The following is a 26,876-nucleotide window of genomic DNA, read 5'->3' as shown; positions in this document are numbered from 1 at the left end:
ATCCCGGGCGACGTTGTTCGCGCGTGACACGCCGGGCCTCGACGCGTCGGTCGCCCGATCAGGCGTCGATCGACTCTAGGACCTCGTCGGGGATGTCGGCGTTCGTGAAGACGTTCTGCACGTCGTCGAGGTCGTCGACGACGTCGACCAGCCGGAACACCTTCTCCGCCGCCGCGGCCTCGGTCACCGGGATGTCCATGGTGGCGACGAACTGGACGTCGGCGGAGTCGTAGTCGATGCCGGCGTCCTGCAGGGCGGTGCGGACCGCGACCACGTCGCTGGCCTCCGACTGCACCTCGAAGCTGTCGCCGAGGTCGTTGACCTCCTCGGCGCCCGCGTCGAGGGTGGCCTCGAGGACCATGTCCTCGGTGACCGCGCTCGCCGCTCCGTCCTTCTCCTGCTGCTTGGGCACCACGACGACGCCCTTGCGGCTGAAGAGGCGGGAGACCGAGCCCGGATCGGCCATGGTGCCGCCGTTGCGGGTGACCGCGGTGCGGACCTCCATCGCGGCGCGGTTGCGGTTGTCGGTGAGGCACTCGACCAGGAGCGCGACGCCCTGGGGGCCGTAGACCTCGTACATGATCGTCTCGTAGTCGACGCCGCCGCCTTCGAGGCCGCCGCCGCGCTTGACCGCGGAGTCGATGTTCTTGTTCGGGACCGACTGCTTCTTCGCCTTCTGGATGGCGTCGAAGAGCGTGGGATTGCCGGCCGGGTCGGGACCGCCCATCTTGGCCGCGATCTCGATGTTCTTGATCAGCTTGGCGAACAGCTTGCCGCGCTTGGCGTCGATGGCCGCCTTCTTGTGCTTGGTGGTCGCCCACTTGGAGTGGCCAGACATCAGTCCCTCTTCCGACTCGACAACAGCCTGCGACACGACAGCGCGCGGCTGGCAACGGCCACGAAGTCTATCGCTGCAGCATCTCGAGGAAGAGACGGTGCACCCGGCCGTCCCCGTCGACCTCGGGGTGGAACGACGTCGCGAGCAGATGCCCCTGTCGTACGGCGACCGGGTGACCCTCGGCCTCCGCGAGCACCTCGACGTCGGGACCGGCATGCTCCACCCAGGGCGCCCGGATGAACACCGCGTGCACGGTGTCGGCCAGCCCCCGGAACGGCAGGTCCGCCTCGAAGGAGTCGACCTGCCGGCCGAAGGCGTTGCGGCGGACGGTCACGTCGAGCCCGCCGATGGTCTCCTGGCCGACCGCGCCGTCGACGATGCGGTCGGCGAGCAGGATCATGCCGGCGCAGGTGCCGAAGGCGGGCATGCCCTCCGCGACCCGTTTGCGGAGCGGGTCCAGCAGCTCGAACGTGCGGGCGAGCTTGGCCATCGTCGTGGACTCCCCGCCGGGCAGCACCAGACCGTCGCAGCGGTCCAGCTCCGCCGGGCGTCGTACGGCGAAGGCGTCGGCGCCGAGGGCGGTGAGGGTCTGCAGGTGTTCGCGGACGTCGCCCTGGAGGGCGAAGACACCGACGGCCGGCGCCGCCGAGGTCACCAGCCGCGCTCGGAGAGCCGGTGCGGCTGGGCGAGCTCCTCGACGTTGATGCCGACCATCGCCTCGCCCAGACCGCGGGAGACCTTGGCGATCACGTCGGGGTCGTCGTAGAAGGTGGTGGCCTTCACGATCGCCTCGGCCCGCTGGGCGGGGTTGCCGGACTTGAAGATGCCCGAGCCCACGAAGACGCCCTCGGCGCCGAGCTGCATCATCATCGCCGCGTCCGCGGGGGTCGCGATCCCGCCGGCGGTGAACAGCACCACCGGCAGCTTCCCGGTCCGCGCCATCTCGGCCACCAGGTCGTACGGCGCCTGGAGCTCCTTGGCGGCGACGTAGAGCTCGTCGGGGGCGAGCGAGCCGAGCCGGCGGATCTCACCGCGGATGGTGCGCATGTGGGTGACCGCGTTGGACACATCACCGGTGCCGGCCTCGCCCTTGGAGCGGATCATCGCCGCGCCCTCGGTGATCCGGCGCAGCGCCTCGCCGAGGTTGGTCGCACCGCACACGAACGGGACGGTGAACGCCCACTTGTCGATGTGGTTGGCGTAGTCGGCGGGGGTCAGCACCTCGGACTCGTCGATGTAGTCGACACCGAGCGACTGCAGCACCTGCGCCTCGGCGAAGTGCCCGATCCGGGCCTTGGCCATCACCGGGATGGAGACCGCCTCGATGATCCCGTCGATCATGTCGGGGTCGCTCATCCGCGACACCCCGCCCTGGGCCCGGATGTCGGCGGGGACCCGCTCGAGGGCCATCACCGCGACCGCGCCCGCGTCCTCGGCGATCTTGGCCTGGTCGGGCGTGACCACGTCCATGATCACCCCACCCTTGAGCATCTCGGCCATACCGCGCTTGACCCGGGTCGTGCCGTGCTCGTGCTGCTCGCTCATGCCGACGATTCTACGGCGAGTCCGCCGGTTCTCAGGCTTCGGGGCCAGCGGTGGACGCCCCGCCGGCGGCATCGAGCTCGAGCGCCTGCCGTCGGACCTTCAGGATCCGGAAGATCACGGTGTAGCTGCTCGCGAAGGCGAGCGCCCAGAGGGTGACCTCCAACAGGATCGGCAGGTCGAAGATCGCGCTCAGGCCGGTTGCCACCAGGACCGCCACCAGCCGGTCCGCGCGCTCCGCGATCCCGCCCTTCGCGTCCATGCCGAGCGACTCCGCCCGGGCCCGGGCATACGACGTGACCGAGCCCATGACCAGGCACCACAGGGTCACGCACAGGTAGAGGTAGCTGTCCCCCGGGCCGGCGAAGTAGAGCGCCAGGCCGCCGAAGATCGCGCCGTCGCCGATCCGGTCGAGGGTGGAGTCCCAGAACGCGCCGAACCGCGACTGCCGCCCGAGCTCGCGCGCCATCCGGCCGTCGATCAGGTCGCTGAACACGAAGGCGGTGATCACCAGGACACCGACCAGCAGCTCGCCGCGGGGGAAGAAGGCGAGGGCAGCGGCGCTGACGCCGACCGTGCCGACGAGCGTGACGGCGTCGGGGCTGATCCCGAGCCTGATGAACAGGCGCACGAAGGGATGCAGGACGGTCCCTGCCCAGAACTCCTTGAAGCGCTCCAGCACGGGTCAGGAACCTATCAGCGTCAACCCGGCCAGGCGCTCGCGAGCAGGTCGCGGGTCTCCGACAGCAGCTGCGGCAGGGTCTTGGTGCCGCCGACGACGGTCATGAAGTTCGCGTCGCCCGACCAGCGCGGGACCACGTGCTGGTGCAGGTGCCCGGAGAGCGAGCCGCCCGCCGCGCCGCCCAGGTTGAGGCCGACGTTGAAGGCGTGCGGCTGGGAGACGACGCGGAGCGTCCGCAGCGCCTGCTTGGTCAGCTCGGCGACCTCCGCGGTCTCCTTCTCGTCGAGGTCGGCGTAGTCCGCGACGTGGCGGTACGGGATCACCATCAGGTGGCCGGGGTTGTACGGGTAGAGGTTGAGCACGGCGTACGCCGTCTCCCCTCGTACGACGACCAGCTCGTCGTCGCTGGACGTGGCCGGGTCGGGGGTGATCCGGCAGAACGGGCACGCAGGACGCGGCTCCGCGTGGGAGGGCTCCTCCTCGGAGTCGGCCTGCACGTACGCCATGCGGTGCGGGGTCCACAGCCGCTCCAGCCCATCGGGATCGCTCATGCCTTCGGGGTCACCCGTCCGACGGGCCGAGGCCCTGCAGCAGCTCGACCACCGGGAGGTCCGGCAGGTTGATCCCACGCGACGTCGCCATGCCGTCGATCTGGAGCCACACCGTCTCGGACAGGATCTCCACGAACGTCTCGGCGTCGGGCTCCCGCACCTCCCGGTTGAGCCAGCGGCGGAGCGCGCCGGAGACCGCGCCGATCATGCCGAACACCCACGGGTCCAGTCCGGCCCGGTCGTTCGGGGGAAGCTCGGCCCCGAGGTGGCTGACGACCGTCTCCATGATCCCCTCGATCTGCACGGCCACCAGCTCGAGCGACTCGGCGAACGGGTTGGGCCCCCAGCCGGACAGGTCACGCTCGGCGAACCAGTACAACGCGGGGTGCTCCGACGCCCAGCGCACGTAGGCCTCGATGACCCGGTGGATGATCTCCTCGGGCCGGCCGTCGCGGGACAGCGCGGGCAGCAGGTGGCCGCCCAGGTCCTCGCAGATCTGGCGCTGCACGGCGCGGTCGAGGTCGGCCCGGTCCTCGAAGTGCCGGTAGATCACGGTGCGACTCAGGCTCGCCTCGTCCGCGACAGCCTGCACCTGGACCTCCTCGCCGGGGGCCTGCCGTTCGAGCACCGCGATCGCGGCGTCGATGATCACCTGCCGGCGGGTCTGGTTGTGCTCCATCCAGCGTCGGCGGCGTCCGTCGAGCACGTGGGGAGTGCCGTCGGCCGTCATCTGGCTTCTGTCCTCATGAACCGCTCCGCTGCGCCCGCCCCCCTGGCGGTGCTCGCCGCCCGGGGGAAGCGTAGCCAACGCCATCATCGGAAGCGGTGGAACCACAGTCCGAGGTCCTTCGCGATCCCCGGGCAGGTGATGTTCTGGTCACGCTGCTGCTCGACCCACTGCCCCATCACCGACGGGCCGCCCTGGATGGACCAGTCCGGTCCGCACCGGTCGAGCGCCTCGCCCCGCGAGGTCTGCCCGGCCGCCCGCCACTCCGGCACGCCGCCGAGGCTGTAGTCGCCGACGACCCGCTCGTAGAGGCTCGGCGTGGAGTAGACACCGATCTTGAAGCCGGCGTCGACGTAGCCGCGGGCGACGCCCTCGATCACCGCGGCGTTGGCCTTGACGTCGTCGCTCCACTCGAAGACCGGCACCGGCTCGACGTCGATCCACACGATCGGGCTGAGCAGGCCGACCCGGCCCATGGTGCCGATGTTGAAGCGGGCCTGCTGGTAGCCGACGTTCTTGAGCCGCCCGGCGCGGGTCGAGGCGTCGTAGGGGCCGTCGGCGCCGTACTCCTCGAGGGTCTTCCTGTCCGGGAAGCTGGACACGGCGTAGGCGGCGACGAGCACCTCGTTGTCGCGGGCCCACTGCACCTGGTCGGCCAGGCACGGGTTCGGGGTGAACCCCGGACCGTTGGTCAGCCCGAGCACGACGTACTCCGCTGTTGGCAGCGGCATCGGCATGCCCTGGCCCTGCTTCTCCGGGATGCCCATGCCCTTGGGGCACTGCGGCCAGCTGATGTCGGCGCCGAGCACCTCGCCGTCGCGGGGCGCGATGTCGCTCTTGCGCGTCGTCCCCATCCCGCCCTGGGCGTACTTCTCGGCCTGCTTGGCCAAGCTGCTCGCGTCGGCCCCGGGGTCGCCGGCGTCGCCACCTGCTCGCGGCTGGTCGGTCGCGTCCTCGGGGGTCGCCAGGGTGGTCGCCGTCGAGGACGGCGTCGTCGGCGTGGCGTCGACGGCGGGCTCCTGCCCGGCGCACCCCGCGGTCAGCAGCAGGAGTACGACGGCCAGGCCGGCGCGGCGCGCCATCTGCTCAGACCTGGGCTCGGGCGGCGACGGCGGACGCGACCCGCTCGATCGCCTCGGCGATGGGGACGCCGTTGTCCTGGCGTCCGTCGCGGTAGCGGAAGCTCACCGCACCCGCCTCGACGTCCTGGTCGCCGGCGATCACCATGAACGGCACCTTCTGCAGCTGTGCGTTGCGGATCTTCTTCTGCATCCGGTCGTCGGAGACGTCGACCTCGACCCGGATCCCCTTCGCGCGCAGCTGGGCCGCCACGTCGAACAGGTAGTCGTTGTGCCGCTCCGCGATCGGGATCGCCTGCACCTGGACCGGGGCCAGCCACGGAGGGAAGGCGCCGGCGTAGTGCTCGGTGAGCACACCGAGGAACCGCTCGATCGAGCCGAACTTCGCGGAGTGGATCATCACCGGCTGCTGCCGGGAGCCGTCGGCGGCGACGTACTCGAGGTTGAAGCGGTCCGCTGACGGCTGGTTGAAGTCGTACTGGACGGTGCCCATCTGCCAGGTGCGGCCGATCGCGTCCTTGGCCTGCACCGAGATCTTCGGGCCGTAATAGGCGGCGCCGCCGGGGTCGGGGACCAGCTCGAGGCCGGTCTCCTGGCCCACCCGCTCGAGCACGGCGGTGGCGGTGGCCCAGTCCTCTTCGGAGCCGATGAACTTGTCCTTGGACTCGTCGCGGGTCGACAGCTCCAGGTAGAAGTCGTCGAGGCCGAAGTCGCGCAGCACGCTGAGCATGAAGTCGAGCAGGTGCTTGACCTCGGCCGGCGCCTGCTCCGGGGTGCAGTAGGAGTGCGAGTCGTCCTGGGCGAACCCGCGGACCCGGGTCAGGCCGTGCACCACGCCGGACTTCTCGTGGCGGTAGACGCTGCCGAACTCGAACAGGCGCAGCGGGAGCTCCCGGTAGGAGCGCTGGCGGGAGCGGTAGATCAGGTTGTGCATCGGGCAGTTCATCGCCTTGAGGCGGTAGTCCATACCGTCCACGTCCAGCGCCGGGAACATGCCCTCGCCGTAGTACGGGAGGTGGCCGGAGGTGTGGAAGAGCCCCTCCTTGGCGATGTGCGGGGTGCCGACGTACTCGAAGCCCTCCTCGATGTGCCGGAGGCGGACGTAGTCCTCCATCTCCCGCTTGATCACGCCGCCCTTGGGGTGGAAGACGGGGAGGCCGGAGCCGATCTCGTCGGGGAAGCTGAACAGGTCGAGCTCGCGACCCAGCTTGCGGTGGTCGCGGCGCTCGGCCTCCTCCAGCCGGTGGAGGTGCTCGTCGAGCTCCTCCTTCGAGGGCCAGGCGGTGCCGTAGATCCGCTGCAGCTGCTTGTTCTTCTCATCGCCCCGCCAGTAGGCGGCGGCGCTCCGCATCAGCTTGAACGCCGGGATCCGCTTGGTGGTCGGCAGGTGCGGACCGCGGCAGAGGTCCTTCCAGGCGACCTCGCCGTTGCGGTTGATGTTGTCGTAGATGGTGAGCTCGCCCGCGCCGACCTCGGCGCCGGCGCCCTCGGCGATCGCGTCGGTGTCGGCGGACCCGGACTTCAGGCCGATCAGCTCGACCTTGTAGGGCTCGTCGGCGAGCTCCTCGAGGGCGTCCTCGTCGGTGGTGACCCGCCGGGAGAACCGCTGGTTCTCCTTGACGATCTTGCGCATCGCGGTCTCGAGCTTCGCGAGGTCGTCGGGCACGAACGGGGTCTCCACGTCGAAGTCGTAGTAGAAGCCGTTCTCGATCGGCGGGCCGATGCCGAGCTTCGCCTCGGGGAAGAGCTGCTGCACCGCCTGGGCCAGCACGTGTGCGGTGGAGTGCCGCAGGATGTCGAGGCCGTCCTTGCTGGACATCGCCACGCCGTCGACCTCATCGCCGTCGCGGAGCTCGTAGGACAGGTCCTTCAGCTCGCCGCCCACGCGGGCCGCGATCACGTCCGGCGTGTCCTTGAACAGCTCCCACGCCTTGGTGCCCGTGGTGACGGTCGTGTCCTGACGCGCATCGGCGGACAGGACGACGACCTTGATGTCGGACACGGAGGCTCCTCGGAAGGTGGAGGGACGGACGATCGATCCTACCGAGACGGATCGAGGCCGGCCCCTGGTTCGGGGACCGGCCTCGGCGATCTCGGGTGGGCGATACTGGGTTCGAACCAGTGACCTCTTCGGTGTGAACGAAGCGCGCTACCACTGCGCCAATCGCCCGAGTCGGTCCGGAGACCGCGGTCAGTGACTTTAACGCACCCGTGCCCGGAGATCACATCCCGGGGTCAGGCCGATCAGTACCGGGTCAGACCGCGAGGGCGGCCAGCTCCCGGTCCAGGGCCCGGGTACGACGCTCCTGGCGCACCGCCCACGCGATCAGCACCACCCAGACCACCGCCAGGACGAGTGCGGTGAGCGCGACCGTGGCCGTGGGGGCGCCGAGGGACTCGAGCACCGTCTTGCTGTTGGTCAGCAGGATCAGTCCCCCGGCAGCCACGCCCAGCACGCGGGCCGGGAGGTGCTTGACCAGCCAGGCGGCCAGCGGCGCGGCGATGATCCCGCCGGCGAGGAGGGCGGCCACGAAGCCGATGTTGATGCCGGCGCTGCCCAGCGCCATCAGGAACCCGAGCGAGCCGCCGGCGGCGACCACGAACTCCGAGGCCGAGACCGAGCCGACCACCATCCGCGGCGAGAGCCGGCCGGAGGACAGCAGCGAGGTCGTGCCCACCGGGCCCCAGCCGCCACCGCCGATGGCGTCCAGGGTGCCGCCCACGAGTCCCACGGGAACGAGGAACCGGGCGGAGAGCCTGCCCTTGAACTCGGGGCGCCGCCCGCCCAGGACCAGGAACCGCCAGATCACGTAGACCCCGAGGCAGAACAGCAGGCCGCCGACCCACGGCTTGGCCACGTCGGCGGGCAGGCTGACCAGGAAGTGGGCGCCGAAGAACGCACCGATGCCGCCCGGCACCGCCAGGATCCCGACCGTGCGCCAGTCGACGTTGCCCAGCTTGTGGTGGGAGAAGCCGGAGATCAGCGTGGTGCCGACCTCGGCGAAGTGGATGGAGGCCGACGCCATGGCCGGCGCGATGCCGGCCGCGATCAGGAGGGTCGACGAGGTGACGCCGAAGCCCATGCCCAGCGAGCCGTCGACGAGCTGCGCCACCAGTCCGACGAAGCCCAGGATGACCAGGTTGCGCATGCTCGTTCTCCTGCGAGTCTGTGTGTCTTAACACGAGTGATTTACTATGTTAAGTGAAAGACTAGACTAACGAGTGATATGGCAGCAATCGCCGCGCCGGAGGGTTCCCGCTCCCCCGAGTACGACGAAGGGCCGGCCGCCTTGCGCAGGCAGCCGGCCCTTCGGGCAATCTCCAGGCTGGTCTCAGGGGCCGAGGAGCTCGACCTCCCGCTCCCGCCACGCCCTCAGCGCTGCCTGCGTGATCGGGCCGGGCGCCGGGAGGTCGCGGTCGTCCCAGCGGTGCACGCCCTGCACGTCGCGGGTGGTGGAGGCCAGGAAGATCTCGTCGGCCTGGGCGGCGACCTCGAGCGGCTCGTCGACCTCGCGGGCGCCGAACCACTCCAGGACGAGGTCGCGCGTCACGCCGGCCAGGCAGCCGCTGGCGAGGGTGGGCGTGCGCAGCTCCCCGTCGACGACGTAGAAGACGTTGGAGCCGGTGCCCTCGCACAGGTCGCCGCGCAGGTTGGCGAAGATCGCCTCGGTCGCGCCCTGCTGGCGGGCGCGGGCCAGGGCGACCACGTTCTCGCCGTACGACGTCGACTTGATCCCGGCCAGCGCGCCGCGCTCGTTGCGGGGCCACGCGACGGTGATCACCGCGGTCGTGCTCGCAGCCCGGTCCATCGGCGCCGCCACCACGATGACGGTCAGCGGCGAGTCGCCGCGGCCCGAGCCGAGCGGCGCGTTGCCGCCGGTGACGGTGATCCGCAGCCGACCCAACGGCAGCGACTCGCCATCGAGGACGGCGGCCACCCCGCGTCGTACCTGCCCGACGTCGAGGCCCTCCAGCCCGAGTCCGGCGGCGGAGCGCTCGAGGCGGTCCAGGTGGCGCTGCAGCGCGAACGGCCTGCCGTCGACGACCTTCACCGCCTCGAACACCGCGTCCCCCACGGTCAGCCCGTGGTCGGTGACCGGGACCGCCGGAGCCGTCGGATCCGAGAGCAGCTGACCGTCGATCCACGCGCGCATGGGGCAAGCCTAGGGGGCCGCCGACATCCCGAGACGGGGGCTGGTTTTGGTGCTGGTGAGGCGATCCGTTAATGTTCTCACCGCGCCACCGGCCGTGGTCGGAAGCGCAGTGCGGACATAGCTCAGTTGGTAGAGCGCAACCTTGCCAAGGTTGAGGTCGCGAGTTCGAGTCTCGTTGTCCGCTCGGTGAGGTCAGACCTCCGGGCTGACCATCCGGTCAACCTGGTGGTCTGATCTCGACCACGTTCGAGTAGCACGGTGGGTTGGCCGAGAGGCGAGGCAACGGACTGCAAATCCGTGTACACGGGTTCAAATCCCGTACCCACCTCGATCACCACCACAACTCCACACGGGCGATTGGCGCAGCGGTAGCGCGCTTCCTTGACACGGAAGAGGTCACTGGTTCAAACCCAGTATCGCCCACCACGTTTCCGCAGGTCAGAGGCAGTTTTCTGAAACCGAATCTGAAACGGGGAACATTCGGGGAATAAGGAGCGGCCGATCTTGGCCGCTCCTGTCCCGTTCGCAAGCCCTACGACGGCGGGAGTTTGCCGCCGCTCGAATCGTCGCGTGGAGGTCAACGCGTTGGGCAGTCATCCGGGCCGTCCGCCGGCGAAGTAGGGCCGTAGGTACTCCCGAAGGTGCTCGTCGACCACGTGGAGGTAGGTCCCGCGAATGCCACGCGTCAGCAGGACGCTGTAGATGTTTTGGACGTACTCCAGCAGATCGGCATCGCTCAACTTCTGTCCCGGATTGTTCTGCTTGCCCTTCTTGTCGTAGTAGTGCTCGCGATCGAACTTCAGGCTTGCGCTGACCGGGTCGTAGCGCAGATCTCGACCGATGATCACCCCGGCGTAGTTGAGGTCGTAGCCCTGGATCGTGTGGATCGATCCGACCTCGTCGACCGACTTCGGGGAGTCCACCCAATCGACGACCCTGCTGTTCCACTGGAGCTCGAGGTTGGGAAAGACGATGTCGGCTCGCCGACTGTCCTTCTTGCTCTCCCATGACCAGGCGTAGCCGGCCAGGAGGCGAGCCAGGCCCTCGTCTGCATTGCGGTTCTTGATGGCGCTAACCATCTGGCCGATGTCGTCGAAGAAGCGGACGTCGTACTCGCCGAAATCGATGGGCCGTGTCGGCGGAGTTTGGCTCAGGATCCGTCTCACGTAGTCGACGTAGTCCTCGCCGGCACGCACGCGCATCTGCGAGGTGAGGCGATGCAGGCGCCCTTGGGACAGCGCCTCGGAACACACTTCCGCGAGCATCGACGCGTTGAGATCAGCCGGACGGACGCGTTGTTTGATATCCACCAGCAGCACCTGCTGATGGCTCAGTTCCTTGATCCAGTCGAGCTGTGTGTGTTCGGGACCGTCGCTCCTAAAGAGCTTGATGTTGATCTCCGCGAACTCACGATTCTTCTGGGCTGACGTCTGGTTCGCCCGCTGGTTGAGCCGGTGGGTCTCGTCGACGACCAGGAGATCCCAGGGATGCTCGCTCTTCCCGACGTCGAACGGCGACAGGACCATGTCCGCTGTTAGCCCCGGCGTCTTCGCGAATACAGCCTGGATGGACTTGCGAAGCGATTGCTGCGGGACGACGAGACCGATCCGCAGTCCTTCGAGTGTCGCTGCATTCTCGGGCGTGAACATCCCCGACAAGTAGGTCTCCGATTCGAACGGCTCGCCGTCCCAACTTCCGATGTCTCGGAGCATCTTGACAAGGAAGATCGCGACCACCGTCTTGCCCGTACCGGGTCCGCCCTCGATCACCGTTCCGGTGCCCGGATCTCCCCGCAGGTCAGCCAAGAGACCCTGGATGATCGAAACCACCGCGTCGCCTTGCTGCTCCGTCAGCGACTTGAACGGGGAGAGCTTGAAGAGGTCAGAGTTTTCGATCTCCTCGATCGTCGCCTCGAACAGGCCGTCGGCGCGCAGTCGATCGAAGATCTCACGGAACCGCTTGCGGTAGCGCTGTCGCTGGAAGTAGCTGCCGTCCACCACGCCCGCGTTGCCGTTGAGCACCTGCCGGCCATCCCCGTGGAACAACTGGATCAGATACGACTCCAGATCCAGGCACGCAGACTTGTTGAAGGTTTCATCGATGATGACCCTGGCTTCCACCAGCTGTGACTTCTTGCGCTGGTCAAGGTGCTGGCGGAGACGGCCGCCCGCGTCGAGCGACTCGCCGACGTAAACCTGGTCGTTGCTGTTCAGCGTGTACACGACAGGCCAGTCGCGATGTTGGTGGTTCCGCTGTCCCCAGACGGCGACCGCGGCCTGATTGAACTGCAGTCGCTCAATCCGGAAGTCGGTCATACTTCGCGCTCCGACCGTGGGCCTTGTCGATGGGGTACTTCTGTTTCGTCGACTCCAGCTTGGCAAGGACGATCTCGCCCGGATCGAGTCCGAGCTTGTTGGCCAACAGCAGGCAATAGGTGAGGACGTCGGCCAGTTCGTCGCGAACATCCTCCTGGACAGCTTGATCCGACCATTGGAAGCACTCGAGCAACTCAGCGGCTTCGATGACAACCGACCGCGCGAGGCTGGCGGGCGTGTGGAACTGGTCCCAGTCACGTTCACTGACGAACTCTTTTAAGGCGGTGAGCACTGACTCGTCGACCACACGGTCACCCTAGTGCCGATCCCCAGCGCCTATCGCCGAAAACAGACCGCCGCGCCATCTCAGGTTCCTCAACCACCACGCCCGTGACGGCCACTGACGACTTCCGCACCCGATCCCCAGCCACCCTCACAACCGCCTTCAAACCGAGCGGCACGCATGCTACGAAGGTCCGTAGATCGGCTCGCCCACCTGGGCGGGCCGAGCGTCATTTCAAGGCTAGTTGACGACGGATGACGGGCGGTGACGACGCGTGCACGGTGGGGTCAAGTTCTACCGCGGCTCCGCTTCCGCCGCGCGGTCCTACGTCGAGGCCGACCGCTCGCGCGTCGACGACTACTACCTCGCCGAGGGCACCGGCGTCGCGTCCCGATACGTCGCCACCGCTCCCCCGGTGGCGGGGGGACACGACATTTCCGCAGTTCAGGATGGGGGGACGCTGGACGGCGACGCCTACGAGCGATGGGTCGCTGGCTACGACATCGAGACCGGCGCTGCGAAGGGCCGGCTCCGCACGGACGAGCGCGGGCTGCGGTTCGTCGAGGTCGTGGTCAACGGCCCCAAGACGTGGTCGCTGGCCGCGACCCTGCACCCGGAGGTCGCCGCGGCCTACGACGCCGCCCAGGACCGGGCCGCGGTCGAGATCATCGGCTGGCTCGCCGAGCATGCCACCACCCGGGTCGGGCCACGTGACCGACAGGTGCAGGTGCCTATCGAGAAGCTCGAGGCGGCGGTCGTGCGGCACTACACCTCCCGGGCCGGCGACCCGCACCGTCACCTCCACCTGCAGATCAACGCCCGCGTCTTCGCCAAAGGTGCTTGGCGGGGACTGCACTCCGTTGGGGTGGTGGACAGCATCGAGGCCATCAACGGGATCGGACACGCCGCCGTCATGTGCGACCCCGAGTTCCGGCGGGCTCTCGCTGTCCACGGGTACACCCTCGACCCCGACACCGGTGAGGTCACCCAGCTCGCGCCGTATGCCGGAGCGTTCAGCGCCCGCGCCGCCCAGATCGCCCGCAACATTGACCGCTACGAAGCCGAGTGGCGTGGCGACCACCCCGGGCAGGAGCCAGGCCCGGCGCTGCGGCGGGCGTGGGACCGCCGCGCCTGGTCGGCAGCGCGACCCGACAAGGTCGTGCCCGAGGACGGCACGGAACTCCGGCGCCGGTGGGTTGAGGAACTCGGTGAGCTCGGCTTCACTCCCCCAGCCTCCGCCGCCAACCTGGCCGGTACGGCGATCGGCCAGGTCAACCGCGACGCGGCAACTGACCTCGTCCTCTTCCGGTTGGGTGCGCGCCGTTCGAGCTGGAACGTCGCCGACATCCGCGGCGAGGTCGAACGCATCGTCGCCGCACTCGACATCGTCGCGGCCACCTCGGTACGGCGCGAGCTCGCCGAAGACCTCACCGATCGCACCATCGAGAAGTGCGAACGGTTGCTGGATCGCGGCGACGTACCCGAACACGTCCGGGCACTCACCTCGAAACCGGTACTAGCGGTTGAGGCCGACCTCATTACCCGCCTCGTCGCGCGCGCAGAGCACGCCGGCGCGCCCGACCATGTCGGCCGCGTCGTCGCCGGGCGCCGGCTCGACGATGCCCAACGTGAGGTGGTCGCCGCACTGGCCGGGACCCACCAGCTGCTGGTCATCGAGGGCGCCGCCGGGGCCGGGAAGACCACCACACTGGCAGCAGCCAGGGACCTGTTGGCGATGCAGGACCGGCGCCTGGTCGTGGTCACCCCCACCCTGAAGGCGGCCCGCGTCGCCGAGCAACAGGTCGGCACCGACGCGTTCTCCGCGGCCTGGCTGATCCACCAACACGGCTACCGGTGGGACGAGGACGGCCACTGGTCCCGTGTCGACACCCGACCCGAGGGACGCGCCCGACTGCTACCCGGCGACGTCCTCCTCGTCGACGAGGCCGGCATGCTCGACCAGGACACCGCCCGCGCCCTGCTCACCATCGCCGACCAATCTCACGCGCGCGTCGCCTTCGTTGGCGATCGGCACCAGCTGCCCGCGGTCGGCCGCGGCGGCGTACTCGACCACGCCGCCCGCTGGGCGCGACCCGAGGCGTGTCTGGCGTTGGAGACCGTCCACCGGTTCACCGACCCCGAGTACGCAGACCTCACCCTGCTCATGCGGGGTGGGCAACGACCCGGCGACGTCTTCGACGCCCTGCTCGAACGAGGCCAGATCGCCGTCCATCGCACGGAGGTCGAACGGCTGGCCGCGCTCGCGGAGTTCACCGCGACAGGCGACTTGGTCATCGCCGACACCCGCGAACAGGTCAGCAACCTCAACGCCACCAGCCGCGACCACCGCCTGACCACCAACCCCACTGGCTCGGCGCCCGCGTCGAGCGGTGTGGTTACGACCAGCGCTGGCGAGCAGGTCGGCGTCGGCGACCGCATCGCCACCCGCCGCAACGACCGTGACCTCGGCGTGGCCAACCGCGACACCTGGACCGTCACCGGAACGAGCGCCGACGGCAGCCTCACCATGCGTGGCCGCGGTGGCGATCGAACGCTGCCCGCCGCCTACGTCCGAGCTCACGTCGAGCTCGCCTACGCCACCACGGTCCACGGAGCCCAAGGCGAGACCGTCGACCAAGCCCATCTCCTGATCGGAGAGACCACCGGTGCCGCCGCGGCGTACGTCGGCATGACCCGCGGCCGCCACTCCAACACCGCCCACCTCGTGGCCGAGGACATCGACGACGCGCGCGCCCAATGGATCGCCACGTTCAGCCGCGACCGCGCCGACCTCGGCCCCCGCCACGCCGCACAAGTGGCAGCCGACGACATCGACCGCTACGGCCCGCAACCGCCGGACCCTCGCGGCGCGCGTGCCGGGATCGACCGCCTGACGACGCGCGACCTGCCGCGCCGCCCACCGCAACCCCTGCCACCAACCTCGACATCACCGAACCGCACCGGCGAAGTGAGCCGCTGACGAGAAGTGACGAGATCTCGGTGCACTGATCGCCACGGGCCCTCTCAGTTCCTTTGGTGACCAGGAGGACAAGTACCGACAACGGAGATCACGACATGAACCCCATCCACATACCCGACGAGTGGGACAACCGCGCCCTGCTCACCTTCGAGCAGTTCTGCGACCTCATCTGCACACCGCAGCGCACTGTCCGCGACTGGCGCCGACGCGGCGTCGGACCACGCTGGGCACGCTTCGACGGCTGCGGCAGGCTCTACGTCACCGTCGCCGAAGCCCGCCGCTTCATTCGGTCAGCGGCTCCGGCAGCGGCTGGGCGCGCCGCAGGGCGCCGACCGACGGAGTGCTCCCGTGGCTAGGAAGCGAGAACTGCCCGTCTACGTCAGCCTCGAAGAGGCCGCCGAGATGATGTCCTTGTCCACCCGCACCATCCGTCGACGGATCAGTGACGGCACCATCCCCGCGTACCAGTGCGGCCGTCGGTCCATCCGCATTCGCGTCGACGAACTCGAAGCCGCACTCCGACGCGTCCCGTCGGCTCGGTGGTGATGGCCGGCTGAAGGGTGGGGCACTTCGCCCAGAATGACCTAGCGATTGCGGGCTGCACCTCCCGCAGACCGTCGCAATCGTCCGCCTCAACGCCATCCCGTGGCATCGCAAGGAAGGATGGGCCTAGGACGAGATCGCTGAACGACCACCTCAGCGCACTTGGGCCAGTTCAGTCCCTATTCCAGTGTCGGCGGCGTGGCGCGCTTCCACGCGAGGCCGACTCGAGACCTCTCGTCGTCGTCTCACATGTAATGCGCGTACCGGCCAGACACGGCGGCGTCGGTCCCGTGGTGTCGGAGGATGTTGCCGACGGTCCTGGCCGTGCGAAGGGTGATGGGATCTCGCTCCCCCAAGAGCGTGTTGTTCCAGTTCATCTTGGTCAGGGCGAGGACCTCAGCTGCGAGCTGCTGGGGGCTCGACTCCGTGACGACCGTGCGGATGCCAAGCGGCTGTGGGACGTAGTGCCCCGGATAGGTCTGGTAGAACGGCACGGCTCCGGCCGTGTAGAGCAAGTGACGATTGTCGCCGAGCGTTAGGAACGTTCCTCGCAGCGGTGGCTGGACTCCCCTGCGATAGAGCCGGAGCGGGTCGGAGTTGGTCAGCCAGAGCAGCTCGAGCACCTCGAGACGTTCGGAACTCGCGGCCTGGTTGAACCCAGCACGCTCTTCTGAGGTGTAGTTGCTGGCCTTGTGAAGGACGATGCGAGCCGGCGAGTTCCGATGCTCGGCTCGGTAGCGCTGAAGCGCAGTTTCGAGCAGGTCTTGGGCATCGTCTTCGCCCAGGTGCGGTTGGCGGTCTTCCTTGGAGATGGTGGCAGGCCCGCCGCGCACGATGATGCCGTCGCCGCGTTGGTTGTAGATCTGGGCAACGGAGGTGTGGAGGTTGGCGTCGGCCGTCTTGTGGAACGCGATGCCGATGAAGCAGGACGTCAGGTCAGACGGGTCACGCGGGAGCCGCCAGGGCACTCCACCGTTCTTGTAGTACAGCGCCGTGTGCAGGTTCCAAGCGCGTGTGGCTTCGTCCTGGTTTGCGCCGGCGCGGCCAGTGCGGGGGTCCTTGAACTTCGGGTCCCAGGTGTTGCGGCGCACGATCTGGATGGGCTGCTTGTACTTCAGAGATCGTGCCTTCAGGAGCGCATGGAAGTCCGCCACGAACGGTGTCGCCTTCCCGTCAGTTCGCGACCCATCAGGTTCTGCGCCATCGAGCTTCGGCGTCTTGGAGAGCGCCGCGTCGTTCAGGTTGTCCGGCCGGCACACAATGACGACATCGCAGGCCGGTTCATCGTGAAGGACTTGAAGCTCGGTGTCGTACAGCTCGACAGCTCGGGCGACAGCCTGTTTGGGGTGGAGTCCATCAAGCGCATCCAGGTGACGCTTCGGGATGGGCCGCGTGAGGCGGGGTGTGAAGTTGATGGTCGACCGGAATCCGTGGTTGATATCGAACCCGGGGAACGGGACGTAGAGACGGGTCAGATAGGTGTCCTTCATGGCGCCGATACCGAGACTGCAGCGGTCCAGCCACGCCTGGATGCCGTCGATGGACTCCTGCGCACCGACGATCGCGACCTTCACGACCCTCGGAGTCGGATCCTTGATGTCGGCCGGCCCGTAGTCCCAGACACCGTGGCGCGGGTCGATGTGCCGTCCGCCGCCGGCGAACTCCAGGAGGGGTTCCTCGATGAATGTCGCCCTCACAGTTCGGCCGTCTCAAGTTCGTCCAGGAGTGAGATCTCATCGTCTAGATCGTCGAACTCCTCCTCAGCCGCCTCTGCTGCATGTTCTGCGTCCTGCCCTGGGTTGCGCCACAGGTTGTCGGTGATGCCACGGTCGAGGTCGAAGGTGACGGGCGGGCCGAAAAGCAGGATGCGTTCGGGCTCCTCGTAGAAGAGGTCGGGGTTCGTTTCGCCGATTAGGAGGCGCATCCACATGAGCGTCTCACCCAAGCGGGCGCCGTTCTTCTCCATCCGTTTCATCTTCGCCAACGCCTTGTCGGCGAACTTGAACTCTTTGAATCCGTCGTCGGAGAAGAAGTAGTCGGGCTGGACCTCACAGAACCAGTCGTCCTCCAGGCGCGAGAAGTGGGCACGTAGAGCGGCATGCCGGTAGAACTGCGGGCGCGACGGGTCGTCCTTGCGCTGGTAGTAGCCGTTGAACGCGATGCGTTCCCGCCCGGTCAGCGACATCAGCCGGCGGATGGCCAGGTCGGGGGTCGGGCGTAGATACAGGAATTTGCGGTCGTTGTTCCAACGGCAGTCGGCCCGCAGATCGTGTTCGAGCGCAGCTTTGAGCAGCCACACCGCCAGGCGTCGTTCATCGGCGTCACCGTCCTCAAGCTCGCCGAACGGCAACTCCTTCGCGGCCTCCGAGATGACCGGCTCGAGCGCGGTTCCCCCTGGCGGGTCCCACATGTAGATGCGGCCGTGCTTGAGGACCATGTCCTGGCGGAACGGACGCTCAGATTCTCTTTGTGCCTCGAAGATCGCCCGCATACCGGAGACCTTCGTCTTCGCTACGTAGAGCACATCCGGCGGGTCAACGGGGAGAAGGTTGGAGTACAGCTTCTCCCGCTTCTTCTCCGCGGCTGGAGTGTGCGCAACGCCGTGCGGGTCTACGAGTGCGAACAGTTTGCCCGTGAAGTCGCCCTCGATAGCCTGTGTCGCCTTGTTGAACTCGATACGTCGCGACGCCCGATTCGCCGGCACTTCGAACCAAGGCTGCACATGCGCCCACCACGCTTTCCGCTCGGCCGGGTGCGAACAAATGAGGATGACCGGAGCATCCTTCGACTTCATCCAGTACTCGATGTCTTCCTCATCGCAGAGGTACCAGAAACCGTCGTCCGTTTCCCCGGAGAACCTTTGGTCCGAAGCCTTCGACTGCACCATCACATGCTGGTTCGACATCAACCCCGTACTCGGGTCACGTAGTTCAATGCTGCCGTCGATGCCGACGTCCACGACGCGGTCGTGCCACTCGTGCCCCATCTCGGAGACGAGCATGTGGATGAGACCGATGCCCGCATGTCCCTTGTGCTGACTGTCGGTGAACTTCTTCGCTCCTCGGCTACCCATCGACCTCACTCCGCCCATCCATACCTGGACTCAGATGGTAGGGACCGGGTCCGACAATCTCCGGATTGCGCCACCTTCCGCTCCCCTGCACCGTCGAGCACTCCGACTGAGCCGCAGCAACCTCGACCGCCGCGACGTTCAATTCATGACCGCCTAGGTCGCAGGTGTCTATGCCCCAGAGCGTTCCGGCGCCCCCTTAGATGGGGGGCCAACCGCCCACTTTGGGGCACGGCCGTGTTCACCGGGAGACTGAGACACATCCGCTCCCAATTACCCGACGCCCCATGTCCGGAGAGTACGGCCCTGGCTTCTTCCGAGGTCGTTTCGCGGAAGTAATCGAGCCTGAAGATTGCGCTCGAGCACTCGTCGCCTTCGTCGTCGGTGGAACACCCCGCATGCCGGGGAAGAGGAGGATGCGGACGTGTACGGATTCACCGTGACCAGTGAGCACGGACGGGAACTCTCCCGACTCCTCGGACCCTCTCCGGCGATGCGCCCGCAGCGTCCCCGCGGGCACATGTGTTGAACCCGAAGGGCAGCGCGAGACCGCGGAACGCGGTTCCCCGCAGCAGCAGGGTGATCAGCGATCTCCGACTGAGGGCCCATCCTCGTCCTCGCCCTCTGGGCCCGACTCCGCGAGCGCGCGCTGCGCCTCCATGACCTCCCGCACGGCAGGAGGCACTTGGACCGACCGAGCCAAGGCATCGCTCCACTCCCTCAAGACCCCCTTCGGAAGCGCCACGGGCACCTGCAGGTCGAGCCGACTAGTGGCTATCTCCTGCAGCTGTCGGCTGAGGCGTTCGAACGTGGGCGACATCAGGCGCTGTGAGGTCTCGGAGAGCTGCTTGCTGACGGGCGTCATCACTTTGAGCGACACGGTCGGAGCGTCGATGCTTGGCGAGGCGGCGAAACTGCGCGCGAGTTTCTCCAGCCGAGCCAAGGACTCCTGGTCGCGGCGTCGCAGCTCTTCGACCACACGAATTTGCAGGTCGCGCCAAGCGGGGTCGTTGTTGGTCTCGGAGGCAACTCGCAGCCCGAGGTCCTCAAGTTCATCGACAACGGCCACAGCCGCCCACACCTGATTGCGCTTCCTGTTCGGTGTCAGCGGACGCAGGATGCCAGCTTCCTGGAGAACCTTGATCGCATCGGAGGTTGAAGTTCTCGACGAGCCGATCGATTCCTCCATCTCCTCGGTGGTGAAGAAAGGTTCCGTCAGCAGTCGGTCGAGGACCTTGGCGGATGCACTCTTTGCGCGTGGCGCTCGACCGGTCGCCTTCTGGTGCTGCCTAACCCACTCTTCTGGCATCTCAGCGAGGCGTCGCGCGGAGACATCGGCCTCGCGTGCAGCGGTCTGGGCTGCGCGGGACAGACCCAACAGGATCGGTCCTGCATCCCCGGCGCGGTAGGCAGCCAGCATGTCGAAGTAGGACTCTCGCTTCGCGACGAGCGCTGAAGCGAGTGGGATCGCGACGCTGGTGGTGATCCCTCGCCGGCGAAAGACCGTGTTGATGAGTGCTCGGCCGATGCGCCCGTTGCCGTCGGTGAAGGGGTGGATCGACTCGAACTGGGCATGCACGAGCGCTGCCTGCAGCATCACCGGGACGTCGTCGCGGTTGGCGAACTCAAGGAGGTCCTCGATGTATGCGGGCACCGCCTCGTGCGGTGGCGGAACGTAATCGGCACCCCGAGGCGAGTAGTCCGAGCCCCCGATCCAGTTCTGTTCCGAGCGGAGCCGGCCGGCGTGCGTCCGTTCCGACGGATCGTTCTCCATCAGGACGTGATGGGCGGCAAGGATGTTATCTAGCGTGATGTCACAGCCCCCGTCTACGGACGAGATCAGCGCGGCGAGAGCTCGAGTGGCTGCCACCATCGACACGGCAGAGTCGTTGCTCTTGTTGCCGTGTCTCGCTCGCGCGTAGTCGTCAAGCGTTGCCTCCACATTCTCGATCTTCGAAGACGCAACGGATTCGGCCCGAAGCAGGAGCGCCGAGAGTCCGGCCAGGTGAGCACCGTGGGCTGAGTCGACACGGGCGATGGCGTTCAGCGCACTGTCGGAGCGATGTGCGACGAACGGTGGGGTGCCGGGTTGGCAGTCACCGATCCGCGGCGGGAGGCTGACAGTAATTTCCCGCAGCGTTCGGTCCGCTCGGTCGCCACCGCGTCCGCGCTGTCGCCATGCGACAACTTCTTCACCGTGTGGCGCGATCTCCACGCTTAGGACGGTGTCCGGGATCTCAGGGTTCGGCGCCCCATCCAGGGACTGCTTGTCCATACCGTCTCCAACCCGGAACATGTGGATTCTTATTCCGACTTACTCACCATAACCCGGATTACCTTACCCGCTGCTTCGGGTTACTGCGACCATGCTGCGTCAGCCATCGCCTGCTCTCGCTTCACGCTCCGCGCCGATCCGTACCGGGACGGCCGACCTGCGTCAAAGCGCCGCGATCGGGACAGCCCTCGGTCTTGCGCTGCCGAGACGAGCGGGCTCTCGAGTCGTGGCAGATCTGCGTTTGTCCGGCGGACGCCGCGCGCGCCATACGCTCCACGGATGGGCCTGTTCTGTTCCTGTTCCCTGGCAGCCGACGTCTTTGCTCTCGGTCATGCCATGGGAAGAGCGAAGGACTGCCCGACCTGCGGGCATACCCGCGACCGTGTCCTGCGCGGAGGGTCAAGCGCCTAGTCTTCCTGATCGTGCCGGGGGCGCGCGCCACTGGCCAGTCGACAGACTCGGCAGACGGCTGAGCGTCGGGTGCACCACCGCCGAGGTCGTGCAGCCCGGTCGACGGCATGTCCACACACGGCTACCGAAGAATCGTCAGCGCCGCTTGAGCTTCTCCCGAATTTGTCCGAGTCGGCCCAGAGGCGCGCGCTTGGGACTACGGTCGTGCCCAAATCGCGTCAACTACATGGCAGCAATCTCGGACGGGGGCGTCGGCAACTTGGCAGTCGAGACATGGCATGAGGCCAGACTCATTCCAACCTCTGGGATCAACGGTGCTGAGGAGCAGGAGAGGCGGGCGACGTCCGCTCTGTTGGCGGTCCTCAGCGCGGTCAAGGAGTTCGGACGAGCGTTTCTCAAGCCGTTCGACGCACCCGCAGGCACACTCTCGTGCTACATCGAGGTGCCATTCACCCTTGGCGAGAAGCGGCTCTACCCAGACGGGTTGATCCGCGTAGAGCGCGGCTCGAAGACCTGGACCGCACTCGTAGAGGTCAAAACGGGCCCCAACCAGCTCGCAACCGAGCAACTCGAGAACTACCTCGACATCGCTCGCAATGAGGGCTTCGACGCCGTCATCACGATCTCCAACGAGATTCCTGCCGTTAGCAGCCAGCATCCGACGAAAGTGGACAAGCGGAAACTTCGTAAGGTCGCGTTGCACCATGTCTCGTGGAGCCAGGTGCTGGCCGAGGCAGTGCTGCAGAAAGAGTTCCGCGGCGTCGCTGACCCCGATCAGGCCTGGCTCCTCGGAGAGCTCATCCGCTACTTGGAGCACCGGAAGTCCGGTGCTTTGGAGTTCGAGGACATGGGTGAATCCTGGGTCGCAGTGCGCGACGCCGTTGCTGCCGGCACGCTGCGTGCCGCCGACAAAGGGGTGGCCGATGTCGTCGCGCGGTTCGACGCCTTGCTGCGGTTCACCAGTCTCCAGCTTGGTCGCAAGCTTGGCACCGAGGTCGTTCCGGCGCTGTCCCGCAAAGAGCTCGCCGACCCAACGCTCCGTGCGCAGGCCCTAACTGACTCGATCTGTCGAGACGGCGTCCTGACGGGCAGCATCAGAATCCCGGACACGGTGGGGCAGTTGATTGTGACCGCAGACTTGCGAGCATCGCGCGTCACCTGCCATGTCGACGTAGATGCCCCGCGGGAGGGGCGGCCGACGACACGGGTGAACTGGCTGGTCCGCCAGCTCAAGAACGCACCTGACGCCGCCCGCATCGAGGCCTTCACGAACCATGGCCGCGGATCTTCAGCGGCTGAACTTCTCAGCGCCGTCCGCGAGAACCCCGCCAGCCTCGTCACCGATCCGAGCAAGGATTTCCGGTCGTTCCGGATTGCCGCCTCTGCTCCGTTGGGCACCAAGAGAGGCCGGGGGCGTGGGGCCTTCATCGACTCGGTGCTGACTGCGGTCGACGCGTTCTACGCGGACGTCTTGGGTTCGCTGCGTTCTTGGGCTGCGACACCACCCAAGCTGCGACCCGCACACCCAACGCCGCCCGACATCGACCAGGCGATCCCTGCGGCACTCAGCTCCACCGACTACTCCTCCCAAGACGACGAGGGCTCCGACGCGCGCCAAGCGGGAGCGTCCTACGACGTACCTGCAGAAGACGTTGGCGATGACTCGCAGGTGTCCGACTGGACCGAGGCTCCGCCGGCGCCGCGCGACATCAACCACTTCGCCCATACGGGATCAACCACTTCCGCGGAGGACGACCCCGCGCATGGCTCTTCGGGGCATGCCGGCGATCCCGCTTCCCATGATGCCGAGACGTCCGCGCCAGCACCCGACGCCGTCTGACCAACAGATGCCTGCCACATCGATCCGATCGAGCCCCCTTCCTTGGCAGTGCTGAAGAAACCTTCCCGCTCACGTCGAGCGCGTTTCCTAGCCAGCGACGCCCGCGCGGGTTCCTGGGCCCGCGGTCGTGCACGCGTTACACAGCGTCAGTTCGTGAAGGACCATTGGAAGCTGTTTGGCGGCGCCATGCTCGCCCTTCTCGCGCTGACGTCGATCGTCGCGGCCCTCATGCCCACCGGCTTCATGAAAGGACTAGTTGTCGGGGGCTTCCTCGTAGCCGGACCCGCCGCGCTTTGGTCTTGGATCGTGCAAGTCACGGGCACAGCGCCGACCATGATGGGTGACGTCGCAGAGCAGTGGACTGCCGGTGAGTTGCGAAAACTGCGGTCCCGCGGGTGGCACTTGGTGAATCATTTCGTACTGGCCAAGGACGACATGGACCACGTTGTCGTCGGGCCCAGCCACGCCATGGTGCTCGAGACAAAGTGGAGCGCAACCCCGTGGGACACGCCTTACGGCCAGGAAAAACTGCGACAAGCCATCGCCCAGGCGAAAGCCAACGCCCGCACCTTCGGGCTATGGCATCCGATCAAGTCGCGACGCATGTCCGTGGAGCCAATCGTGGTCCTGTGGGGCGGTGGCACCAGCACTTGGCCTGCGGAGCGTCAACTGCAGAACCTCGGGGAAGCCACGGTGGTGACCGGCCGGGGCCTCCCTACGTGGGTCAACTCGATCGATGCCGGGCCAGCGGACCATCAACAAGCAGATGAGATCTGGCGTGCCCTCGAAGCCCAAATCGCGCGGCGCGACCCACTGGACGACCTCGAACATCCTCTCCCGCCATCCCTCGCTGAAGTGGCGACTCGGATCTTTGTCGGATGCCTCTTCGCGCTCGCCGGACTCCTTGGATCCGGGGAGATCCTTCGCGTCACCAACTCTGCCTGGATTACGGTCGGAGCGGCCTCCCTCTCCTTGGTTCCCGCCATGATCCTGACGCGTGCTCCACGGGCGCGGCACGCCGCCTACGGCTGGATGGCCGGCGCCGGCCTGCCCGCGCTCGCCCTGGCTGTCGCAGAAGTCGTATACCAACTCGGGTAGAAGACGACCGCCTCGCTGCTACGTGCGTCATCCCGCCGCACAAGCCGCCTACTTTGATGGCGAGCGGACCTCCCCTCCCAAACGGGCGGGATTATGGAAAGAACCGCCTAGCCGCAGCGGCTCCGAGGCGGTCGTGACGACCTTCTCCAGGAGCATGTGTCCCACGGTAGAGCGGCAACGTCGAGGTGTGAGGAATCTTCTTGATGGTGGCCACGTTGGCGTAGTTCCGGCAATTTGCAACTCACTGGAAGTAATCGACATCGCTGATCAGGCCGAGTCGCTGATCTACGCGGGGACGCCCGATAATCCTGTTGCATGACCTCCCGGCTCACCGAGATCAACGTCGACTGCACCGATCCGGTCGGACTCGCCGGCTTCTGGTGCGCGGCGCTGGGCTACTCCGTCCTCGACGCCACGGACGACCTTGTCGAGGTCGGCCCGTACCGGGGCCCTGACGCCGAGCTGTTGGACGCCGTACGCCGGGAGCCGGTCGCGCCGTCAATGTTCTTTGCGCTGGTGCCCGAGCGCAAGACGGTCAAGAACCGGCTGCACCTCGACCTCTCCCCCGTCGACTGCACGCAGGCCGAGGAGGTCGCCAGGCTTGAGGCATTGGGGGCGCGGCGCGCGGACGTCGGCCAGACCGGTGCCGAGACGTGATGGCCGACCCGGAGGGCAACGAGTTCTGCGTGCTCCGCAGCCTCGCGCCGGGCGAGTTCGACCTCTGAGCTGCTCATCCCAACGTCTTTCCGCCGCCGAACGGCCGTGTCCGCCGCTCACCCAGTGTGAGATGAGCGCATGCCATCCACGAATTGATGTCGTGCTCAGGCTTGGTAATGACCTTGTCGGCCGCTGGATCCGGCACCTAGGTCATTGCGTGGCCCGAGATCGTCGATTAGGTGCCGCCGAGGCGGCACAGGCCCTCCACCCTGAGCGCCAGCCGATCCCGGGCGATCCACGTCAACTGACCGAATCCTCCCCCCGGGCGCCCCGAGTGACTTTAGGCTCGCCGTGGCCGAAGTGACGGGAGGGCGTGAATGATCGTCGAGGCGCGGGTGGTCGGACGCCCGAGGGACATCGAGGACCGCTCGGTCGGCATCGAGCCCGGCGACCATCCGCTGCGCGCGGTGATCGAGGCGCTGGTCGCCGAGGAGCTCGACGCGTTCGCCGAGCGGCAGCGGGAGCAGAGCCTGCTGCGGATCCTCACCCCGGCCGACCTCGCCCGCGGTGTCGACTCCGGCAGGTACTCCTCCGAGCCGCGCGCGGCCCAGGCGGCGCCTCCGCTCTCCGTCGCCGTCGCCCGTGCGGTCGAGGCGTTCGAGGACGGCCTCTACTTCGTGTTCGTCGACGACCAGCAGGTGGAGTCGCTCGCCGCGACGGTGACGGTCGGCCCGCAGACACGGCTGCGCGTGGTGCGGCTCGTCGCGCTCGCCGGGGGCTGACCGGTGCTGACCTACGCCGAGGCGCACGAGGAGCTCGGCCGCATCCGCAGGCCGGGCGCCGTCACCGACCTGCTCCCCGTCGGCTGGCGCCGCGTCCTCGACCCGCACGCGCGGACCCTGGCGTCGTACCTCGCGCGGGAGCGGGTCGAGGCCCGAGACCTGCTGTCGCTCGCCGACCACCTCGATCGGCTCAGCGACCGCAAGCTGCGCAGCTTCGTCAAGGCGTTCGCCCCCGCGGTCGCCGACGAGATCGCCCGCAGCTGGCGGGGCGGCGCCGCCGAGCCCTACCAGGTCGGCTGGGAGCGTCGCCCGTTCCGCCACCCCGACCCGCGCGCCAGCGCCCACGCCCGGATCGACCGCCTGCGCGCCCAGATCAGCCTGGCGCTGCCCTTCCCCGGCAGAGGGCTGGACTTCCTCGCCGCCTGGGCGCCGTACCTCGACCCCCCGATCATCGGCGCCCTCCTCGCCTCCGAGATCCGGTACGGCCGCCGCGAGTGGGTGAAGCACCTGGTCGACCACGCGGAGGGCCGGGTCCGCACCGGCGGCATGGGTACGCACGTCACCAGCGGGCTCCTCGCCGGCGACGACCCGGCCGGATGGTCCTACGTCGAGGAGATGCTGGTCCGTGCCCAGCGGCAGGAGGGGCTGCGGCAGACGATCCTCGAGACCGTCGACCTCGCCCACCCCGTCGCGTTCCGCCGCATGCTCGGCGTGATCCTCGACCACGGCCTGGCCCGCTTCGCCGCCACCGCACGAGCGGCGGGCGTCTGGTTCGGCGAGGCGATCGACGTCAACCAGGAGCGCGAGCTGAACCGCGACCTGGCACGGCTGGCCGAGCATCTGGACCGGCCCGGGCAGCTCCCCACCTCCGGACCGGAGGACACGTTCCTGGGCCTCTGGGCCACGGCGTTCCACGACGCGTCGCGCGCGACCCACTTCGCCAGCGACGTGCTGCGCAGCGGCTCCGCCGACGAGCGCCTGGCCGCCGTACGCCTGCTCGCGGCGCTCGGCCTCGAGGACGGGCGCGCGGCGACTGCCTCGGCGTTCGG

Annotated in this window: 23 protein-coding genes and 4 tRNA genes; 11 read left to right on the top strand and 16 right to left on the bottom strand. The window is 67.7% G+C overall.

From position 1 onward, the window contains the following. Nucleotides 1-58: 58 nt before the first annotated feature. The 11 genes from E7Z54_RS05160 to E7Z54_RS05110 form a co-directional block, all read right to left on the bottom strand. The gene (locus tag E7Z54_RS05160) at nucleotides 59-838 is read right to left on the bottom strand and encodes a YebC/PmpR family DNA-binding transcriptional regulator (RefSeq protein ID WP_136431938.1); all 780 of its coding nucleotides are present in this window, start codon (nucleotides 836-838) and stop codon (nucleotides 59-61) included. A 67-nt stretch (nucleotides 839-905) separates the two neighbouring features. Beyond that, complete coding sequence (pdxT, locus tag E7Z54_RS05155; RefSeq protein WP_136431937.1) at nucleotides 906-1,493, bottom strand: pyridoxal 5'-phosphate synthase glutaminase subunit PdxT; 588 nt, start codon at nucleotides 1,491-1,493, stop codon at nucleotides 906-908. Then, nucleotides 1,490-2,383, bottom strand: a complete 894-nt coding sequence (gene pdxS / locus E7Z54_RS05150) for a pyridoxal 5'-phosphate synthase lyase subunit PdxS (RefSeq protein ID WP_136431936.1) — start codon at nucleotides 2,381-2,383, stop codon at nucleotides 1,490-1,492. Before pdxS ends, pdxT begins: the two co-directional genes overlap by 4 nt. Nucleotides 2,384-2,414: 31 nt before the next feature. Then, a complete protein-coding gene (pgsA, locus tag E7Z54_RS05145; RefSeq protein ID WP_136431935.1) occupies nucleotides 2,415-3,062 on the bottom strand; it encodes a phosphatidylinositol phosphate synthase in 648 nt (215 codons plus the stop codon). A 20-nt stretch (nucleotides 3,063-3,082) separates the two neighbouring features. Beyond that, nucleotides 3,083-3,613 (bottom strand): HIT family protein, encoded by a 531-nt coding sequence (locus E7Z54_RS05140; RefSeq protein WP_136431934.1) that lies wholly within the window; start codon nucleotides 3,611-3,613, stop codon nucleotides 3,083-3,085. Between the two features lie 10 nt (nucleotides 3,614-3,623). Continuing rightward, nucleotides 3,624-4,343 (bottom strand): TetR/AcrR family transcriptional regulator, encoded by a 720-nt coding sequence (locus E7Z54_RS05135; protein WP_136431933.1) that lies wholly within the window; start codon nucleotides 4,341-4,343, stop codon nucleotides 3,624-3,626. Nucleotides 4,344-4,426: 83 nt separating this feature from the next. Continuing rightward, nucleotides 4,427-5,422, bottom strand: coding sequence for a hypothetical protein (locus E7Z54_RS05130; protein ID WP_136431932.1), 996 nt, complete (start codon nucleotides 5,420-5,422; stop codon nucleotides 4,427-4,429). Nucleotides 5,423-5,426: 4 nt separating this feature from the next. Continuing rightward, nucleotides 5,427-7,421 (bottom strand): threonine--tRNA ligase, encoded by a 1,995-nt coding sequence (gene thrS, locus E7Z54_RS05125; protein WP_136431931.1) that lies wholly within the window; start codon nucleotides 7,419-7,421, stop codon nucleotides 5,427-5,429. A gap of 96 nt (nucleotides 7,422-7,517) precedes the next feature. Further along, a tRNA-Val gene (locus E7Z54_RS05120) sits at nucleotides 7,518-7,589 on the bottom strand. Between the two features lie 85 nt (nucleotides 7,590-7,674). Then, nucleotides 7,675-8,568 (bottom strand): sulfite exporter TauE/SafE family protein, encoded by an 894-nt coding sequence (locus E7Z54_RS05115; RefSeq protein ID WP_136431930.1) that lies wholly within the window; start codon nucleotides 8,566-8,568, stop codon nucleotides 7,675-7,677. 183 nt (nucleotides 8,569-8,751) lie between these two features. Then, entirely contained in the window at nucleotides 8,752-9,573 is an 822-nt protein-coding gene (locus tag E7Z54_RS05110; protein ID WP_136431929.1) for an aminotransferase class IV, read from the bottom strand. A gap of 111 nt (nucleotides 9,574-9,684) precedes the next feature. Here E7Z54_RS05110 and E7Z54_RS05105 point away from each other — a divergent pair. From E7Z54_RS05105 to E7Z54_RS05095, 3 genes are all read left to right on the top strand, one after another. Continuing rightward, nucleotides 9,685-9,757 (top strand) — tRNA-Gly (locus E7Z54_RS05105). Between the two features lie 73 nt (nucleotides 9,758-9,830). After that, nucleotides 9,831-9,901, top strand: a tRNA-Cys gene (locus E7Z54_RS05100). A gap of 23 nt (nucleotides 9,902-9,924) precedes the next feature. After that, a tRNA-Val gene (locus E7Z54_RS05095) sits at nucleotides 9,925-9,999 on the top strand. A 167-nt stretch (nucleotides 10,000-10,166) separates the two neighbouring features. Here the strand turns inward: E7Z54_RS05095 and E7Z54_RS05090 are convergent. Together E7Z54_RS05090 and E7Z54_RS05085 are read right to left on the bottom strand one after the other, a co-directional pair. Continuing rightward, nucleotides 10,167-11,888 carry a DUF2075 domain-containing protein gene (locus E7Z54_RS05090; protein WP_136431928.1) on the bottom strand — a complete coding sequence of 574 codons (1,722 nt, stop codon included), beginning with the start codon at nucleotides 11,886-11,888 and terminating at the stop codon, nucleotides 10,167-10,169. Continuing rightward, complete coding sequence (locus E7Z54_RS05085; protein WP_136431927.1) at nucleotides 11,869-12,195, bottom strand: nucleotide pyrophosphohydrolase; 327 nt, start codon at nucleotides 12,193-12,195, stop codon at nucleotides 11,869-11,871. Before E7Z54_RS05085 ends, E7Z54_RS05090 begins: the two co-directional genes overlap by 20 nt. Before the next feature lie 250 nt (nucleotides 12,196-12,445). Between E7Z54_RS05085 and mobF the strand changes: the two genes are divergently transcribed. The 3 genes from mobF (at nucleotide 12,446) to E7Z54_RS05070 (ending at nucleotide 15,697) form a co-directional block, all read left to right on the top strand. After that, entirely contained in the window at nucleotides 12,446-15,151 is a 2,706-nt protein-coding gene (gene mobF, locus E7Z54_RS05080) for a MobF family relaxase (RefSeq protein ID WP_136431926.1), read from the top strand. Between the two features lie 95 nt (nucleotides 15,152-15,246). Further along, entirely contained in the window at nucleotides 15,247-15,507 is a 261-nt protein-coding gene (locus tag E7Z54_RS05075; RefSeq protein WP_136431925.1) for a hypothetical protein, read from the top strand. Next, nucleotides 15,500-15,697, top strand: a complete 198-nt coding sequence (locus E7Z54_RS05070) for a helix-turn-helix domain-containing protein (protein ID WP_276606203.1) — start codon at nucleotides 15,500-15,502, stop codon at nucleotides 15,695-15,697. Before E7Z54_RS05075 ends, E7Z54_RS05070 begins: the two co-directional genes overlap by 8 nt. Nucleotides 15,698-15,939: 242 nt before the next feature. Here E7Z54_RS05070 and E7Z54_RS05065 read toward each other — a convergent pair whose 3' ends face one another. The 3 genes from E7Z54_RS05065 to E7Z54_RS05055 form a co-directional block, all read right to left on the bottom strand. Further along, nucleotides 15,940-17,268 (bottom strand): argonaute/piwi family protein, encoded by a 1,329-nt coding sequence (locus tag E7Z54_RS05065; RefSeq protein WP_206056021.1) that lies wholly within the window; start codon nucleotides 17,266-17,268, stop codon nucleotides 15,940-15,942. 119 nt (nucleotides 17,269-17,387) lie between these two features. Next, nucleotides 17,388-18,767 carry a DUF4365 domain-containing protein gene (locus E7Z54_RS05060; RefSeq protein ID WP_168798170.1) on the bottom strand — a complete coding sequence of 460 codons (1,380 nt, stop codon included), beginning with the start codon at nucleotides 18,765-18,767 and terminating at the stop codon, nucleotides 17,388-17,390. 580 nt (nucleotides 18,768-19,347) lie between these two features. Then, nucleotides 19,348-21,039 carry a Fic family protein gene (locus tag E7Z54_RS05055; protein WP_136431922.1) on the bottom strand — a complete coding sequence of 564 codons (1,692 nt, stop codon included), beginning with the start codon at nucleotides 21,037-21,039 and terminating at the stop codon, nucleotides 19,348-19,350. Nucleotides 21,040-21,676: 637 nt separating this feature from the next. Here E7Z54_RS05055 and E7Z54_RS05050 point away from each other — a divergent pair. From E7Z54_RS05050 to E7Z54_RS05030, 5 genes are all read left to right on the top strand, one after another. Continuing rightward, nucleotides 21,677-23,290 (top strand): hypothetical protein, encoded by a 1,614-nt coding sequence (locus E7Z54_RS05050; protein ID WP_206056020.1) that lies wholly within the window; start codon nucleotides 21,677-21,679, stop codon nucleotides 23,288-23,290. A 153-nt stretch (nucleotides 23,291-23,443) separates the two neighbouring features. Further along, the gene (locus tag E7Z54_RS05045; protein ID WP_136431921.1) at nucleotides 23,444-24,388 is read left to right on the top strand and encodes a nuclease-related domain-containing protein; all 945 of its coding nucleotides are present in this window, start codon (nucleotides 23,444-23,446) and stop codon (nucleotides 24,386-24,388) included. Between the two features lie 315 nt (nucleotides 24,389-24,703). Then, nucleotides 24,704-25,045, top strand: a complete 342-nt coding sequence (locus E7Z54_RS05040) for a VOC family protein (protein ID WP_346763530.1) — start codon at nucleotides 24,704-24,706, stop codon at nucleotides 25,043-25,045. Nucleotides 25,046-25,422: 377 nt separating this feature from the next. After that, nucleotides 25,423-25,827, top strand: a complete 405-nt coding sequence (locus E7Z54_RS05035) for a hypothetical protein (protein WP_136431920.1) — start codon at nucleotides 25,423-25,425, stop codon at nucleotides 25,825-25,827. Between the two features lie 3 nt (nucleotides 25,828-25,830). Beyond that, nucleotides 25,831-26,876: hypothetical protein (locus E7Z54_RS05030; RefSeq protein WP_206056019.1), on the top strand; the 1,046-nt coding region annotated here is incomplete at its 3' end.

Origin of the sequence: Nocardioides sp. (genome assembly GCF_004803405.1) — a bacterium.
Taxonomy (GTDB): domain Bacteria; phylum Actinomycetota; class Actinomycetes; order Propionibacteriales; family Nocardioidaceae; genus Nocardioides; species Nocardioides vastitatis.
Note: the sequence above shows the minus strand (reverse complement) of the source record. Positions and strands in the feature narration are given on the sequence as shown.

Bases quoted from the DNA above. Each gene is read 5' to 3' on its own strand.
- E7Z54_RS05160 (WP_136431938.1), bottom strand. From the start codon at position 838: ATGTCTGGCCACTCCAAGTGGGCGACCACCAAGCACAAGAAGGCGGCC.
- pdxS (WP_136431936.1), bottom strand. From the start codon at position 2,383: ATGAGCGAGCAGCACGAGCACGGCACGACCCGGGTCAAGCGCGGTATG.
- E7Z54_RS05140 (WP_136431934.1), bottom strand. From the start codon at position 3,613: ATGAGCGATCCCGATGGGCTGGAGCGGCTGTGGACCCCGCACCGCATG.
- E7Z54_RS05135 (WP_136431933.1), bottom strand. From the start codon at position 4,343: ATGACGGCCGACGGCACTCCCCACGTGCTCGACGGACGCCGCCGACGC.
- E7Z54_RS05130 (WP_136431932.1), bottom strand. From the start codon at position 5,422: ATGGCGCGCCGCGCCGGCCTGGCCGTCGTACTCCTGCTGCTGACCGCG.
- E7Z54_RS05115 (WP_136431930.1), bottom strand. From the start codon at position 8,568: ATGCGCAACCTGGTCATCCTGGGCTTCGTCGGACTGGTGGCGCAGCTC.
- E7Z54_RS05110 (WP_136431929.1), bottom strand. From the start codon at position 9,573: ATGCGCGCGTGGATCGACGGTCAGCTGCTCTCGGATCCGACGGCTCCG.
- E7Z54_RS05090 (WP_136431928.1), bottom strand. From the start codon at position 11,888: ATGACCGACTTCCGGATTGAGCGACTGCAGTTCAATCAGGCCGCGGTC.
- E7Z54_RS05075 (WP_136431925.1), top strand. From the start codon at position 15,247: ATGAACCCCATCCACATACCCGACGAGTGGGACAACCGCGCCCTGCTC.
- E7Z54_RS05060 (WP_168798170.1), bottom strand. From the start codon at position 18,767: ATGGGTAGCCGAGGAGCGAAGAAGTTCACCGACAGTCAGCACAAGGGA.
- E7Z54_RS05055 (WP_136431922.1), bottom strand. From the start codon at position 21,039: ATGGACAAGCAGTCCCTGGATGGGGCGCCGAACCCTGAGATCCCGGAC.
- E7Z54_RS05050 (WP_206056020.1), top strand. From the start codon at position 21,677: ATGGCAGCAATCTCGGACGGGGGCGTCGGCAACTTGGCAGTCGAGACA.
- E7Z54_RS05040 (WP_346763530.1), top strand. From the start codon at position 24,704: ATGACCTCCCGGCTCACCGAGATCAACGTCGACTGCACCGATCCGGTC.
- E7Z54_RS05035 (WP_136431920.1), top strand. From the start codon at position 25,423: ATGATCGTCGAGGCGCGGGTGGTCGGACGCCCGAGGGACATCGAGGAC.